We start from the raw sequence: 15,421 nt of genomic DNA on the forward strand, positions 1-15,421 counted from the left end.
CGCGCCTTCAGTTGGCCTTGCCCGCGTCCGTGACTGCCCGGCGATCACCGGTCCGTCGCCGTACGAGACCCCCGGCTTCTCGGCGAGAGCGGCGTCTACCTGCGCGTTCAACGTCAGGCGAGCAGGTGACAGGCAAACTGCCGCACGCCGGCATCACCAACGACGCCCGGGGCGGCGCGGCGCTTCCCGCGAGAGGCCCAGGGCGGCGTGGGCGCTTCCCGCAAAGGGCTGTGGCGGCGTCGCGCTTCCACAAGAGGCTGAAGCAGCACCCGCTTCACGCGCGAGGCCTACGGCACGGCGCTTCACACGAAAGGCTGAGGCGGCGCTCGCCGGGCTGGGCTGATCGGCAAGGCCTGGGCCGCCGACCGGCGCGGACGCGCATCAGCCCCGCGTACGGGACGAGCCGGGCGCGCGCATCAGCCCCGCGTACGGGACGAGCCGGGCGCGCGCTGATCAGGATGTGACGGCCAGGGTCAGGGGGAGGACGGCCGGGGCACCCGCGTGGCGGACCAGGGCGGCGCCGAGGGTCATGGTCCAGCCGGTGTCGACGCGGTCGTCGACCAGCAGCACCGGGCCGCCGCACCCCGCCACCGCGGCGCCCAGCTCCTTCGGCATGGCGAGCGTCGCCCGTACGGCCTGGACCCGCTTGGCGCTGTTGAACTGCCGGCCGGGCGGCCCCGACCGGTAGCCCAGCTCGCCGAGGTAGGTCAGGCGGCCGACCTGCGCGAGCCGTTCGCCGAAGGCGCGCACCAGCTGCGGCCTGGCCGAGGAGGGCACGCCGACCACGGCCACCGGCCGCTGCTCCCACTCCCAGGCGGACAGCACCTTGATCACGGCCGCGAACATGTCGTCGGGCATCGGCCCGTCGGGGCCCTGGAACAGGTCGCGCAGGCGGTTGCCCCAGCCGATGTCGGTCAGCCGGCCGAGGGCGCGTCCGGGCTCGGCGCGGAGCTCGGGCTTGATCTTGCCGGACAGGTCGGCCAGACCCGTCGGCCACTGCTTGCGGGGGTCGATCTCCACGCCGGGCCGGGCCAGCCGCTCGCGGGCGCGCTCGACGGCCGGGGCGGCGATGCCGGGCGAGCGGTGGTGGCCGGTGCAGTTGTCGCAGCGGCCGCACGGCTCGGCGGCCTCGTCGTCGAGCAGCTCGCGCAGGTAGTGCTCGCGGCAGCGGTCGGTGGTGAGGTAGCCCAGCATGGCCTCCTGCTCGGCCCTGCGCTCGGCGGAGATGCGGGAGTAGCGCTCCGCGTCGTAGGCCCAGGGCTCGCCGGTGGCCTCCCAGCCGCCCTTGACCCGGCGCACCGCGCCGTCGACGTCGAGCACCTTGAGCATCATCTCCAGGCGGCTGCGGCTCAGGTCGACGGCGGTCTCCAGGGCGGGGGTGGACATGACGCCCCGCTCCTCCAGCGTCTGGAGCACGGTGCGGACGACCGGCTCGGGCGGGAACGCGAGGGAGGCGAAATAGGCCCAGATATCGCGGTCTTCGGTGCCGGGCAGGAGGATCACCTCGGCCCGCTCGACGCCGCGCCCGGCCCGGCCGACCTGCTGGTAGTAGGCGACCGGCGACTGCGGGGCGCCCACGTGGACGACGAACCCGAGGTCGGGCTTGTCGAAGCCCATGCCGAGCGCGCTCGTCGCCACCAGCGCCTTGATCTTGTTGGCGAGCAGCGCCTCCTCAGCCGCCAGCCGCTCGGCCGGCTCGGTCTGGCCGGAGTAGGCGGCCACCTCGTGACCCTGGTCGCGCAGGTGGCCGGCGATCTCGTGGGCGGCGGCGACGGTGAGGGTGTAGACGATGCCGGAGCCGGGCAGCTCGTGCAGGGTCTGGGACAGCCAGGCCAGCCGCTGCTCGGCGCTCGGGAGCCTGACGACGCTCAGGTGGAGGCTCTCGCGCTCCAGCGGCCCGCGCAGGACCAGGGTGTCCTCGCCCATCTGCTCGGCGACGTCGCGGGTGACGCGGGCGTTGGCCGTGGCGGTGGTGGCGAGCACCGGGATGCCGGGCGGCAGCTCCTCGAACAGCGTGGCCAGGCGGCGGTAGTCGGGGCGGAAGTCGTGGCCCCAGTCGGAGATGCAGTGGGCCTCGTCGACCACGACCAGGCCGGCGCTCTCGGCCAGCTCGGGCAGGACGTTGTCGCGGAAGTCGGGGTTGTTGAGCCGCTCGGGGCTGACCAGGAGCACGTCGACCTGGCCGGCGGCCACCTCGCCGTAGACCTCCTCCCACGCCTCGGGGTTGGCCGAGTTGATCGTCACGGCGCGGATGCCGGCGCGTTCGGCGGCGGCGATCTGGTTGCGCATGAGGGCGAGCAGCGGCGAGACGATGACCGTGGGCCCCTCGCCCAGCTCGCGCAGCAGGGCGGTGGCCACGAAGTAGACCGCGGACTTGCCCCAGCCGGTGCGCTGCACGACGAGCACCCGGCGCCGGTCGACGACGAGCGCCTCGATGGCGGTCCACTGGTCGTCACGCAACCGGGCGTGCTCGCCCGCCAGCGCCCGCAGCTTCTCCTCGGCCTCTTCGCGCAGCATCGCCGCGTCGGGGGCGTCAATCATGGGTTCCTTGTTACCAGGTCCGGCCGACGATTCCGAGCCGGGGCGATGGAGTCGCACGCACCCTCTTTTCTTCGGCACAATGTTCGACATGGCCCGACGCAGCACCGCACCCCCTCCCGAGGACTTCGAGGAGCGCATCGTCGACATCGACGTGTCGTCCGAGATGCGCACGAGCTTCCTCGAGTACGCCTATTCCGTCATCTACCAGCGGGCGCTGCCCGACGCCCGCGACGGCCTCAAGCCGGTGCAGCGGCGCATCCTCTACTCGATGAGCGAGATGGGCCTGCGGCCCGACCGGGGGCACGTCAAGTCGTCCCGCGTGGTCGGCGACGTCATGGGCAAGCTCCACCCGCACGGCGACAGCGCCATCTACGACGCGCTGGTGAGGTTGGCGCAGCCGTTCTCGATGCGGCTGCCGCTGGTCGACGGCCACGGCAACTTCGGCTCGCCCGACGACCTGCCGGCGGCCATGCGTTACACCGAGGCCAGGCTGGCCCCGGCGGCGATGCTGATGGTGGAGTCGATCGACGAGGACACCGTCGACTTCAAGCCCAACTACGACGGGCAGGAGACGGAGCCGACGGTCATGCCGTCGGCGTTCCCCAACCTGCTGGTCAACGGCACCACCGGCATCGCGGTCGGCATGGCGACCAACATGGCGCCGCACAACCTGACCGAGGTCGTCGCCGCCGCCCGCCACCTGATCAAGAAGCCGGCGGCGACGCTCGACGAGCTGATGAAGTTCGTGCCCGGGCCCGACCTGCCGACCGGCGGCACCATCATCGGCCTGCAGGGCGTCCGCGACGCCTACGAGACCGGGCGCGGCACCTTCCGCATGCGGGCCACCTGCACGGTCGAGCAGATCACCCCGCGCCGCAAGGGCATCGTCGTCACCGAGCTGCCCTACAACGTCGGCCCCGAGCGCGTGGTAACCAAGATCAAAGAGCTGGTGACCAGCAAGAAGCTGCAGGGCATCGCCGATCTCAAGGACCTCACCGACCGGCACAAGGGCCTGCGCCTGGTCATCGAGATCAAGAACGGCTTCATCCCCGAGGCGGTGCTGGAGGAGCTCTACCGGCTGACGCCGATGGAGGAGACCTTCGGCATCAACAACGTCGCGCTGGTCGACGGCGAGCCGCGCACGCTCGGCCTGCGCGAGCTGCTCCAGGTGTACGTGAACCACCGGCTGGAGGTCGTCCGGCGGCGCTCGGAGTTCCGGCGCCGCAAGCGCGAGGACCGGCTCCACCTGGTCGACGGCCTGATCGTCGCGCTGCTCAACATCGACGAGGTCATCCAGGTGATCCGCGCGTCCGACGACTCGGCGCAGGCGCGCGAGCGGCTGATGAGCGTGTTCGACCTGACCGAGGTGCAGGCCTCCTACATCCTCGACACGCCGCTGCGCCGCCTGACCCGCTACGACAAGCTGGAGCTCGACCGCGAGAAGGAGACGCTCACCGAGGAGATCGCCGAGCTGACCGCGATCCTTTCGTCGGAGACGCGGCTGCGCCAGGTGGTCTCCGGCGAGCTGGCCGAGGTGTCGAAGAAGTACGGCACGCCGCGCCGCACCGAGCTGCGTGAGGCCTCCGGGCAGACCCGCACCCCGGTGGTGTCGCTGCAGGTGGCCGACGACCCGTGCCTGGCGCTGCTGTCGTCCACGGGCCTGCTGGCGCGCACCGCCGACGCCGAGCCGCTGGCGGCCGAGGGCGGCCGTTCGCCGCACGACGTGCTGGTCTCCGCCGTCCGCACGAGCGTGCGGGGCGAGGTGGGCGTGGTGACGTCGCAGGGCCGGCTCATCCGCGTCCAGGTGGTCGACCTGCCGACGCTGCCTGCCTCGGCCGCCCCGCCGACCCTGTCGGGCGGGCATCCGGTCTCCGAGTTCGTGTCGCTGGAGCCCGGCGAGACCGTGGTGGGGCTGGGTTCGCTCGACCCGTCGGGGCCGGGCCTGGCGCTCGGCACGGCGCAGGGCGTGATCAAGCGGGTGGTGCCCGAATACCCCGCCAACCGCGACGACTTCGAGGTGATCACGCTCAAGGACGGCGACACGGTGGTGGGCGCCGTCGAGCTGGAGTCCGAGGAGCATGACGTGGTGTTCATCACGTCCGAGGCCCAGTTGCTGCGTTTCCCGGCGTCGCTGGTCAGGCCGCAGGGGCGGCCGGCGGGCGGCATGGCGGGCGTCCGCCTCGACGGCGCCGCGCGGGTGATCTGGTTCGGCGTGGTCGACCCGTCCAGGCCCGCCCGGGTGGTGACGGTGGCGGGCTCGTCCACCGCGCTTCCCGGCACGCAGATCGGCGGCGGCAAGGTGTCCGACTACGCCGACTTCCCGGCCAAGGGCCGGGCCACGGGCGGGGTGCGCGCCCAGCGGTTCCTGAAGGGCGAGGACGTGCTGCTGCTGGCCTGGGCGGGCCCGGCGCCGGCCAGGGCGGTCTCCCCGGTGGGCAAGCCGGTGCCACTGCCTGAGGAGCTCGGCCGCCGCGACGGCTCCGGGGTCCGTCTCACCCACACCATCGGCGCCGTCGGCGGCGCCCTGGCCTCCGCTCCCGCGCCCGCCTCCGCGACGCCGGAAGGCTGAGCCGGGTCCCATGTCACCCGTCCCGGTCTCCGGGGCGGGTCTCACGGGCGCGTGCCAGGAGGCCCAGGGTCAGGTCCGGCTCCAGGTCCTCGAAGTTCCACACTCCCCGCCGGTAGGCGTGGTTGCTGACCCAGAAGGCCATCGTGCCGTCGCCCGGGGACAGCGCGTAGTTCGCCGGCGACCATCCGTTGCCGCCGTCGTGCCAGGCGATCCGGCCGTCGCCGGTGCCGCGGATGTTCCAGCCGTACGCGTACGACTCGTCCGGGTCCGGCACCGGCGCGTACGCGGTGAAGAGCTTCTTCCTGGCGCCCGCCGGCAGGACGGCGTCGCCGGTCAGCGCGCGGTGCCAGCGGAACAGGTCACGTGCGGTCGACAGCATGCCGCCGTTGCCCCGCAGGTTCCAGTGCGGGCAGTCGTCCGCCCACGGATGCTCGTACGGCCGGCCCCGGTCGCTCCCCCGGGCGTCGTACTCGACGGCGACCCGGTGGCGGTCCCAGCGGGGGAGCACGTAACCGGTCGCCGTCATACCGGCGGGCCCGAACAGGTGCTCGGCCAGGAAGCCCTCGTGGCTCAGGCCGGAGACCCTCTCCACGATCGCGGCCAGCACGCTGTAGCCGGTGTTGGAGTAGCGGACCTCCGCTCCCGCCGGCTCGGCGGCCGCCCCCCCGGCCAGCAGGTCGTCGCGCGACACCGGGTCGTGGTCGTCACCGAGCGCTTCCGGCAGGCCCGCGGTGTGTCAGCAGGTGGTGCAGGGTGATGCCGCGTTCGCCGCCGGGGAGCGGCCCGAGATGCGCGCTGATGGGGTCGGTCACCCGGAGCTCCCCCATCGCCTCCAGCTTCAGGATCGCGGCCGCGGTGAACTGCTTGGTGATCGACATGACGTCGTACACGGTGTCGCAGGTGGCGGCAATCCGCGCGGCGCGGTCGGCCAGGCCGAAGCCCTCGCAGTAGGTGATCCGGTCGCCGTGTGCGGTGATGACGGTGCCGCCTGACCCGTCGGGCAGTGTGCGCGCCAGGAAGCCGGCGACGTCCTGCCCTACTCCACCGCCTCCACCATGCTCGGCAGGGACCGGCTGCCGCGCGAGGAGCTCCTCGTGACGTTTGTCAGGGCCTGCGGTCTCGACGGGGACGACGCGCGATCGTGGGTGACCGCCCGTGCGGAGATCGCCGCCGGCACGGCGGCCCCAGCGGCGGTCCGGGGACGCCTGTGCCCGGTCGTCGTGGTGGCAGCCGCGCTGATCATGTCCTTCGCCGGCGGCGCCGCGTTCACGGCGCATGCCGGGGGCGAGACGACAGCGACCGAGGAGACGGTGATCCTCGGTCCGTGAGCCCATGCCTGCTCACGTACCCGTCGAGGTCTTCTCGGGCAGGCGGCGGGCGAAGGCGGGGGCGCGTTCGGGGCGCGGGCCGACGCCGATGAGGTACGCCGGGACGTACGAGAGCGCCGGGAAGCGGCGCATGAGCCACACCAGCGACCTGGGCGGCCCCGACCAGGTGCCCTGGATGACCCGCAGGGTGAACGCCCGGTGCAGCAGCCGCTGGAGGGTCTGCACGGCCACCGTCGGCATGAGGCGGCGGGCGCGGACGCGGGCGAGCGCCGCGGGCGTGGGCCGCCCCTTGCGCAGGGGTCCGGCCAGGAGCGTCGCGGCGGCGACCGCGTCCTGGACCGCCAGGTTGATGCCGACGCCGCCGACCGGCGACATGGCGTGGGCCGCGTCGCCGATGCACAGCAGCCCGTCGGCGTGCCAGCGGGTCAGCCGGTTGAGCCGGACGTCCAGGTGCTTGACGTCGTCCATCGAGGTCAGCTCGTCCACCTCGCCGGCCAGCGCGGGCACCGCCGCGGCGATCTCGCGGCGGAGGGGTCCGAGCCCGCGGGCGCGGAACTCGCGGTCGTGGCCCTTGGGGCCGAGGTAGCCGACCTGGAAGTGGGTCTCGCGGGGCAGGACGATGAGCAGGCGGTCGCCGACGACGCGCGGGACGAGCGCCCCTATGCCGTTCTCCCGGTCGCGCGGCAGCCGGAACCACCACACGTCGAACGGCACCCCGTACTCCTTGACGCGCAGACCGGCCCCGCGGCGGGCGAGGGACCAGCGGCCGTCGCAGGCCAGGGTCAGGTCGGCGCGGATCTCCCCGTCCTGTCCGCCGGCGGTGCGGTAGCGCACACCGGCGATCCGCCCGCCCTCGTGGATGAGACCGGTGACCTCGGTGCGCATCCGCAGGGTGAAGCCGGGCTCCTCGCGGGCGGCCCCGGCCAGCAGGTTCAGCAGGTCCCACTGCGGGACCATGGCGATGTACGGGCGGCGTACCTTGAGCCGCGACAGGTCTCCGATGACCACCGGCCCGTCGGCGGCCGGGAACGCGATCTCGGTGATGTGATATTGGGGCAGCCGGTCGAACCGGTCGCCCAGGCCCAGGTCGTCGAGCAGGGCGAGCGTCGACGGGTGGACGGTGTCGCCCCTGAAGTCCCGCAGGAAGTCGGCGTGCTTCTCCAGCACCGTCACCCGCACGCCCGCCCGGGCGAGCAGCAGCCCGGCGACCATGCCGGCGGGGCCGCCCCCGATGATGACGCAGTGTCCGGTCATCGCTCTCACCAGATTTCATCAATCGTTGAATAAGGCCATCTTGCGCCTCTGGTTCACTCTCGTCAAGAAACGTCTGTTATGAACCACGGCCCGTGTCCGATCTCTTGGCGAGAGCGCTCTCTGGGAGGTTCAGTGATCCGATTAAGAACTCCGCTGTGGGCCGCGGCGGCCGTGCTCGCCTCGCTCCTGGTGGCACCACCCGTGCAGGCGTCCGCCGAGCCGCACACCGTCACCGACTTCGAGTCCGCCACCCTGCCGCCCGGCGTGACCGGCTGGGGCAACGACGCGGCCTCCACCCCCACGCTCACCGTGACCCCCGCCGACGACCGTCCGGGCGCGGCAGCGGGCAACCGGGCGTTGAGCACCGTCTACACGGTCAGCCAGTGGGGCGGCTGGTCACACGACCTGACCGCCGCCCAGGACTGGTCACCGTACGAGGGATTCTCGTTCTGGGTGAAGGGCGCGGGCACCGGCCAGCGCGTCTTCTTCGAGGTCAAGGACGGAGGAGGCGGCGCGGGCAGCGCTGAGCTGTTCGAGTCGTCGTTCACCGACGACACCGCCGGCTGGCGGCAGGTCAGCGTGCCGTTCGCGGACTTCACCCGCCGCGCCGACTACCAGCCTGGCGGCTCGCCCACCGACGGCGAGCTGGACCTGATCGCCATGTGGGGCTACTCGATGCGGCTCCCCGCCGCCTCCTCGGGCACGCTGCTCTGGGACGACGTCCAGGTGTACGGGACGGCGCCGCCCCGGCCGGTCCGGCTCGCCACCGACGAGCCGGTCTACCCGGTCAAGGAGCGCGGCTCGGCCGAGGTGCGGGTGTCCGTCAGCACGGCCACCGGCGGGCCGCTCCCCTCGGACCTGACCGTGCACTACACCACCGGCGCCGGCACCGCCACGCCCGGCGAGGACTACACCCCCGCCGCGGGCACGCTCACCTTCCCAGCGGGCACCCCCTCGGGCACGGCCAGGTCGTTCCTGGTCAGGACCAAGGGCGACCGCGACGCCGAGGTGGCCGAGACGATCCCGATCCTGCTGTCCGGCGAGGGCGTCAGGCCGCCGGCCGAGAACCCGGTCGTCGTCATCGACGCGCACGGCCTGCCGTACCTGGACGAACGCAGGCCCGTCAGACAGCGGGTGGCCGACCTGCTCGGCCGGATGACGCTGGAGGAGAAGGCCGGGCAGATGACGCAGGCCGAGCGCGGCGCGCTCGGCAGCCAGAACGACATCGCCGCATACCTGCTCGGCTCGCTCCTGTCGGGCGGCGGGTCCACGCCGGCCACCAACACGCCCGAGGCGTGGGCGGACATGATCGACGGCTTCCAGCTCCGCGCCCGGCAGACCCGGCTGCAGATCCCGCTCATCTACGGCGTGGACGCGGTGCACGGCCACAACAACGTGGTCGGGGCGACGATCTTCCCGCACAACGTCGGGCTGGGCGCCGCCCGTGACCCCGCCCTCACCGAGCGGACGGGGAAGATCACGGCACGCGAGGTGAAGGCGACCGGCGTCCCGTGGAACTTCTCGCCGTGCCTGTGCGTGTCCCGCGACGACCGGTGGGGTCGCGCGTACGAGTCCTTCGGCGAGGACCCTGCGCTGGTGAAGCGGATGGCGACGATCATCGACGGGATGCAGGAGAACGGCGTCCTGGCCACCGCCAAGCACTACGTCGGCGACGGCGGCACCACGTACGGCTCGTCCACGACCGGGAACTACACCATCGACCAGGGCGTCACCGAGGTGAGCCGGGCCGAGCTGGAGGCGATCCACCTGTCGCCGTTCGCCGAGGCGGTCGAGCGTGAGGTGGCGACGGTCATGCCGTCGTTCTCCAGCGTGGACTCCGGCGACGGGCCGCTGAAGATGCACGCGCACCGGGAGCTGATCACGGACGTGCTGAAGGGCCGGCTCCGGTTCAAGGGGTTCGTGGTCAGCGACTGGCAGGCGATCGACCAGATCCCCGGCGACTACGCGAGCGACGTGCGGACCTCGGTCAACGCCGGGCTGGACATGATCATGGTGCCGTACGCGTACCAGGAGTTCGTCGGCGCGCTGAAGGCCGAGGTGCGGGCCGGGCGGATCCCGATGTCGCGGATCGACGACGCGGTCGCCAGGATCCTCACCCAGAAGTTCGAGGCGGGCCTGTTCGAGCGCCCGTACGCGGACCGGTCACGGCTGGCCGAGGTGGGCTCGCCCGCGCACCGCGAGGTGGCCCGCGAGGCCGCCGCCCGCTCGCAGGTGCTGCTGAAGAACGACGGCGGCCTGCTGCCGCTGGACCGGGACGCCCGCGTGTACGTGGCGGGCTCGAACGCCGACGACATCGGCAACCAGTCCGGCGGCTGGACCATCACCTGGCAGGGCTCGTCCGGGCCGATCACGCCCGGCACCACGATCCTGTCGGCGATCCGGAAGCGCGCCCCGTCCGTCACCTACTCGCGCGACGCCTCGGCGCCGCTCGACGGGCACGACGTGGGCGTGGTGGTCGTCGGCGAGACCCCGTACGCGGAAGGCCAGGGCGACGTGGGCGTCAACGGGCGCACCCTGAACCTGACCGGCGCGGACCGAACCGCGATCGACCGGGTGTGCGGGGCGATGGACTGCGTGGTGCTGGTCGTCTCCGGCCGGCCGCTGCTGCTCGGCGACCTGTCGCGGGTGGAGGCCGTGGTGGCGGCCTGGTTGCCGGGCACCGAGGGCGACGGCGTGGCCGACCCGTTGTTCGGCGCGGTCCCGTACACCGGGCGGCTCCCGTTCACCTGGTTCCGCGGCGAGGAGCAGGTGCCGATCAACGTCGGCGACGCCTCCTACGACCCGCTCTACCCGTACGGGTGGGGGCTGCGCACGGACTCCGGCCGCGACCGGCTCAAGAAGGTACGCGACCGGCTGCTCAAGGGCGACGGACCGGCGAAGGCAGCGGCGGCGGCGCTGACCCCGGCGCTCCGGCCCGGCAACTGGCACCCCGGCGGCACCATCCGGAGCACCGCGGCCGTCCAGACCGCGGCGGCGCTGCTCGAACGGTCGCGCAGCGCCACCTTCCAGCAGGGTGACACGGTCGTCTCGGTGGCCAGGGACGCCGCCCAGGCGGCCGGCAAGCGGTTCGACCTGCAGGCGCAGGCGGACCACGAGCTGGCCTCCGGCGACCTGAGCGAGGCGGTCGAACTGCTGGCGCGGTCGGCCCGCTAGACCGTCAGGCAGAACGGGTGTCCGGCCGGGTCGAGGAAGACCCTGAAAGCGTCGTCCTCGCTCGGCTGGACCTCCGCCTTGGTCGCGCCGATCTCCAGCACTCGCTTCTCCGCGTCGTCGAGATCGTCCACCCGAAGGTCGAGGTGGAGCTGCTGCGGCCGCTCCCCCTCCGGCCACATCGGCGGCCGGTAGTCCTCCACCAGCTGGAACGCCAGCCGGTCCGGCGATCCGCCGTCGCTCACCACCACCCAGCCGTCGTCCTCGTCCGTGATCGGCCAGCCGAGCAGGCGCGAGTAGAACCGGGCCAGAGCCGACGGGTCCGGGCAGTCGAACACCGTCGACCGGAAGCGGGCGATGCCTTCCATGGATTCACCTCCGACAGGGACGACCGGCGACAATGGGAGACATGGCTGCGCATTCGTTCATGGTTCCGCTCGGCACACCCGCACCGCACTTCGACCTGACGGCCGTCGACGGCGGCAGTATGTCCCTCGCCGACCTCGAAGGCTCCCCCGCCACCCTCGTGATCTTCCTGTCGAACCACTGCCCCTACGTCCGCCACATCGAGCACGGGCTCGGGCAGCTGGCCGCCGAATACGGCTCCCGCCTTTCGGTCGTCGCGATCTGCAGCAACGACAGCGTGAACTACCCCGACGACGATCCCACACACCTGGCCGAGCAGGCGGCCAGGGCCGGCTTCACCTTCCCCTACCTGCTCGACGACACGCAGGAGGTGGCCAAGGCCTACCGCGCGGCCTGCACGCCCGACTTCTTCCTGTACAACGCCGCTCTGAAGCTGGCCTACCGGGGCGAGTTCGACGGCGCCAGGCCGGGCAACAAGGTCCCGGTGACGGGCTCCTCGCTCCGGGCCGCCGTCGACGCGCTGCTGGCCGGCAAACCCGTCGAGGACGACCAGACGCCGTCGCTGGGCTGCGGCATCAAGTGGAAGCCGGGCAACGAACCGGCCTGAGGAGCCGGGGGCCCACGTCAGCATGGTCTGGTGCCGTGCTCCTGGTCGCGCCGCCCGGCGGCGGCGGTGATCGCCGCCGGGAGCGACAGGAGGAGCTCGTGCGGCTCGGCTCCCTCCCACGTGCGCACGAGCCGGGTGCCGGCCTCGCCGGGGTCGAACGCCTCGCAGCCGAGCGGCCCGTAGCAGCCGGCCTGGTCGAGCATGAGGATCAGCGGGTCGTCGTCGGCCAGCCCGCCGGCGTAGGCGGCGGCGTCGAGCAGGGCCAGCGTGCGCCTGGCGTTGCGTCCGCCGTCGTCGGACTCCACTCGATCCAGACAGCGCCGGGCCTGGGCACGGAGATACGCGGCAAGCGATTCGGACCTGCTCAAGACGACCTTCTTCGATCATGCGCACAATGGGCTACGGAATCATCACGCAAAGTTAGCAGTGATCGCGTGAGCTTGCTCACCTCCGGCGAATTCGTGGCCCCCGGACGCATCGACGAAACGGTCATGGGGGATCATCTTTGGCATGGATGCGTTCGACGACCTCTTTGCCGCCAACGCCGAGTTCGCCCGCACCTTCCGCGGGTCCGATCTGACCGGGCGCGCGGCACGTGGGCTGGCAGTCGTCACCTGCATGGACTCGCGTATCGACCCGCTCGGCCTGCTGGGGCTGGAGCCGGGCGACGCGAAGATCCTCAGGAACGCCGGCGCGCGGGTCACGGACGACGTCCTGCGTACGCTCGTGCTGGCGGTCTACCTGCTGGGGGTGGAGCGGGTGCTGGTCATGCCGCACACCGACTGCGGCATGACCAAGGCCACCGACGCGGACGTGCACCAGCTGACCCGTGACCAGGGCGTGGACACCCGGAGCCTGGAGTTCCACATGGTGCCGGACCAGACCGAGGCTCTCGTGCACGACCTGACCCGCATCACGTCGTCACCGTTCCTGCCGGCGGGCATGCCGGTCGTGGGCGCCGTCTACGACGTGAAGACGGGCCGCCTGATCCCGCTCGGCTGACCCCCGGGCGCGGGGTCAGGCGTCGATGTGGTCGCGGTCGACCTCGGCGGCGCTCTTGACGATGAACTCGCGGCGCGGGGCCACGTCGCTGCCCATCAGCAGGCTGAAGATCTGCTCCGCCTCCTCGGCGGCCTCGATGCGGACGCGGCGCAGGATGCGGTGGCGCGGGTCCATGGTGGTCTCGGCCAGCTGGTCGGCGTCCATCTCGCCGAGGCCCTTGTAGCGCTGGACCGGGTCCTTCCAGCGCTTGCCGCGCCGCTCCAGGTCGCGCAGCACCTTGTGCAGCTCGGCGTCGGAGTAGCAGTAGATGTACTTGTCCTTGCCGCGCCCGGGGTTGGTCAGCTCGATGCGATGGAGCGGGGGAACCGCGGCGAAGACCCTGCCCGCCTCCACCATGGGCCGCATGTAGCGGTGGAAGAGCGTGAGCAGCAGGCAGCGGATGTGGGCGCCGTCGACGTCGGCGTCGGCCATGAGGATGATCTTGCCATAGCGGGCGGCGTCGATGTCGAAGGAGCGGCCGGAGCCGGCGCCGACGACCTGGATGATGGCGGCGCACTCGGCGTTCTTCAGCATGTCGCTGACGGACGCCTTCTGCACGTTGAGGATCTTGCCGCGGATCGGCAGCAGGGCCTGGAACTCGGAGTCGCGGGCCAGCTTGGCGGTGCCGAGGGCCGAGTCGCCCTCGACGATGAACAGCTCGCTGCGGTCGACGTCGTCGCTGCGGCAGTCGACGAGCTTGGCGGGCAGCGCGGAGTTCTCCAGTGCGCTCTTGCGGCGCTGGTTCTCGCGGTGCTCGCGGGCGGCGATGCGGGCCTTGGCGGCGGCGACGATCTTCTCCAGCACCGCGCGCAGCGGCTGCTTGTAGCCGCGCGGCGGGTTGTCGAACAGCTCCTTGAGATCGCGGCTGACGACGTGGGAGACGATGCGGGCGGCGGCGGAGGTGCCGAGGACCTCCTTGGTCTGGCCCTCGAACTGCGGCTCCGGCACGCGGACGGTGACGACCGCGGTGAGCCCTTCGAGGATGTCTTCCTTGGTGACGGGGTCGTCGCCGTTCTTGAGCAGGCGGGTCTCGCGGAGCTGCTCGTTGATCGTGCGGACGAGGCCGCGCTCGAAGCCGTTGACGTGGGTGCCGCCCTTGGGGGTGGCGATCACGTTGACGAAGGAGCGGACCGTGGACTCGTACCCCTTGCCCCAGCGCACGGCCACGTCGACGCTGAGCTCGCGCTGGACCTCGGTGGAGGTCATGTGGCCCTGGTCGTCGAGGACGGGCACGGTCTCGCGGAAGTGGCCCACGCCCTGCAGCCGCAGCACGTCGCAGACGGCCTCGTCGCGGGCGAGGAACTCGGTGAACTCGGAGATGCCGCCCTCGAAGCGGAACTCGTCGCGGACCTGCTCCTCGTGGCGGCTGTCGACGACGGCGAGGGTGAGGCCGGGCACCAGGAAGGCGGTCTGGCGGAGCCGGACGTGGATCTCGTCGAGCGACACCTCGGCGTCGGGCAGGAAGATCTGCTTGTCGGCCCAGAAGCGCACGCGGGTGCCGGTGACCTTCTCGGGCAGCTTGCCGCCGTCGCGCAGGCCGGACTTCTTCTTGAACTTGGCGGTCGGCTCCGGCCCGTCGAACACGCCGGGCACGCCGCGCCGGAAGCTCATCTCGTGGACCTTGCCGTCGCGGTCGACCTGGATGTCGAGCCGCGCCGACAGCGCGTTGACCACGGAGGCGCCCACGCCGTGGAGGCCGCCCGAGGCGGTGTAGGAGCCGCCGCCGAACTTGCCGCCCGCGTGGAGCTTGGTGTAGACCAGCTCGACGCCCGCCAGGCCGCTCTTGGGCTCGACGTCGACGGGGATGCCGCGGCCGTTGTCGCGCACCTCGATGGAGCCGTCGGCGTGGAGCTCGACCTCGATGCGGTCGCAGTGGCCGCCCAGCGCCTCGTCGACGCCGTTGTCGACGATCTCCCAGAGGCAGTGCATGAGCCCGCGGCTGTCGGTGGATCCGATGTACATCCCCGGGCGCTTGCGGACGGCCTCGAGGCCCTCGAGCACCGAGAGGTGCCGAGCCGTGTAACCCGCCTCCACTACCGTCACTCCAGCCCTCCGGGTCTATAGTTCGAACACGTGTGCGTAGCTTACCGTTCTTCCCTTACGCACGCGTACAAGCTTGCCATGGCGCCATGTTTGCCGTTACCAGCAGGGTGATCCCCATTACTTTCGGACACATTCCGCTCTGGGCGTAGAGACCTGTGGGTTGGGAACGTCCACGTCCGGTTAGATGTTGTTCCAAGTGACTGACGCCAGATCCTCGCTTCGGCGGGGGTGACCCGAAAGGCGATACGTGACTGGAGCTCTTGCCCCCGTTAAGCCGCTGACGGCCCTCGACCGCTGCGACCGTTGCGGTGCCCAGGCGTACATTCGCGCGACCCTGCCGGTAGGTGGGGAGCTGCTGTTCTGCGCCCACCATGGGCGTAAGCACATCGCGGCGCTGCGCGAGAAGGGCGCTGACATCCTGGACGAGTCGGCACGTCTCAGCGAAACACCGAAGATAAGCCCCAACGACGAGCGCTGACGTGCTCGCCGTGATGACATAAC

At 71.8% G+C, this 15,421-nt stretch carries 10 protein-coding genes and 1 pseudogene; 5 read left to right on the top strand and 6 right to left on the bottom strand.

The genetic code is table 11. The features are described 5' to 3' along the window. Positions 1–453 precede the first annotated feature (453 nt). Positions 454–2,541 (bottom strand): RecQ family ATP-dependent DNA helicase, encoded by a 2,088-nt coding sequence (locus AB0K05_RS18060; RefSeq protein WP_364230203.1) that lies wholly within the window; start codon positions 2,539–2,541, stop codon positions 454–456. A gap of 79 nt (positions 2,542–2,620) precedes the next feature. On the opposite strand from AB0K05_RS18060, the gene AB0K05_RS18065 reads away from it, so the two are divergent. Further along, a complete protein-coding gene (locus AB0K05_RS18065) occupies positions 2,621–5,110 on the top strand; it encodes a DNA topoisomerase IV subunit A (protein WP_219551807.1) in 2,490 nt (829 codons plus the stop codon). A gap of 13 nt (positions 5,111–5,123) precedes the next feature. Here AB0K05_RS18065 and AB0K05_RS18070 read toward each other — a convergent pair. Together AB0K05_RS18070 and AB0K05_RS18075 are read right to left on the bottom strand one after the other, a co-directional pair. Then, positions 5,124–6,444: pseudogene (locus AB0K05_RS18070) on the bottom strand (serine hydrolase domain-containing protein). 6 nt (positions 6,445–6,450) lie between these two features. Further along, on the bottom strand, positions 6,451–7,692 hold the full coding sequence (locus AB0K05_RS18075; protein ID WP_148030173.1) for an FAD-dependent oxidoreductase: 1,242 nt from the start codon (positions 7,690–7,692) through the stop codon (positions 6,451–6,453). Between the two features lie 132 nt (positions 7,693–7,824). On the opposite strand from AB0K05_RS18075, the gene AB0K05_RS18080 reads away from it, so the two are divergent. Next, positions 7,825–10,866 carry a glycoside hydrolase family 3 N-terminal domain-containing protein gene (locus AB0K05_RS18080; protein WP_261808387.1) on the top strand — a complete coding sequence of 1,014 codons (3,042 nt, stop codon included), beginning with the start codon at positions 7,825–7,827 and terminating at the stop codon, positions 10,864–10,866. Here the strand turns inward: AB0K05_RS18080 and AB0K05_RS18085 are convergent. Beyond that, positions 10,863–11,231, bottom strand: coding sequence for a VOC family protein (locus tag AB0K05_RS18085; RefSeq protein ID WP_148030171.1), 369 nt, complete (start codon positions 11,229–11,231; stop codon positions 10,863–10,865). The genes AB0K05_RS18080 and AB0K05_RS18085 overlap by 4 nt on opposite strands. Before the next feature lie 41 nt (positions 11,232–11,272). Here AB0K05_RS18085 and AB0K05_RS18090 point away from each other — a divergent pair, with 41 nt between their 5' ends. Next, positions 11,273–11,836 carry a thioredoxin family protein gene (locus AB0K05_RS18090; protein WP_364230207.1) on the top strand — a complete coding sequence of 188 codons (564 nt, stop codon included), beginning with the start codon at positions 11,273–11,275 and terminating at the stop codon, positions 11,834–11,836. A 17-nt stretch (positions 11,837–11,853) separates the two neighbouring features. Here AB0K05_RS18090 and AB0K05_RS18095 read toward each other — a convergent pair whose 3' ends face one another. Further along, the gene (locus tag AB0K05_RS18095; RefSeq protein ID WP_148030169.1) at positions 11,854–12,204 is read right to left on the bottom strand and encodes a hypothetical protein; all 351 of its coding nucleotides are present in this window, start codon (positions 12,202–12,204) and stop codon (positions 11,854–11,856) included. Positions 12,205–12,346: 142 nt separating this feature from the next. Between AB0K05_RS18095 and AB0K05_RS18100 the strand changes: the two genes are divergently transcribed. After that, positions 12,347–12,838 (top strand): carbonic anhydrase, encoded by a 492-nt coding sequence (locus AB0K05_RS18100; RefSeq protein ID WP_148030168.1) that lies wholly within the window; start codon positions 12,347–12,349, stop codon positions 12,836–12,838. A gap of 15 nt (positions 12,839–12,853) precedes the next feature. Here the strand turns inward: AB0K05_RS18100 and AB0K05_RS18105 are convergent, their stop codons facing one another. Next, positions 12,854–14,920, bottom strand: a complete 2,067-nt coding sequence (locus tag AB0K05_RS18105; RefSeq protein WP_148030167.1) for a DNA topoisomerase IV subunit B — start codon at positions 14,918–14,920, stop codon at positions 12,854–12,856. A 247-nt stretch (positions 14,921–15,167) separates the two neighbouring features. Here AB0K05_RS18105 and AB0K05_RS18110 point away from each other — a divergent pair, with 247 nt between their 5' ends. After that, positions 15,168–15,398: a hypothetical protein gene (locus AB0K05_RS18110; RefSeq protein ID WP_148030166.1), complete on the top strand. Its 231-nt coding sequence runs from the start codon at positions 15,168–15,170 to the stop codon at positions 15,396–15,398. Positions 15,399–15,421: the final 23 nt, after the last annotated feature.

Source organism: Nonomuraea sp. NPDC049486 (genome assembly GCF_040676925.1).
GTDB classification, from domain to species: domain Bacteria; phylum Actinomycetota; class Actinomycetes; order Streptosporangiales; family Streptosporangiaceae; genus Nonomuraea; species Nonomuraea ferruginea.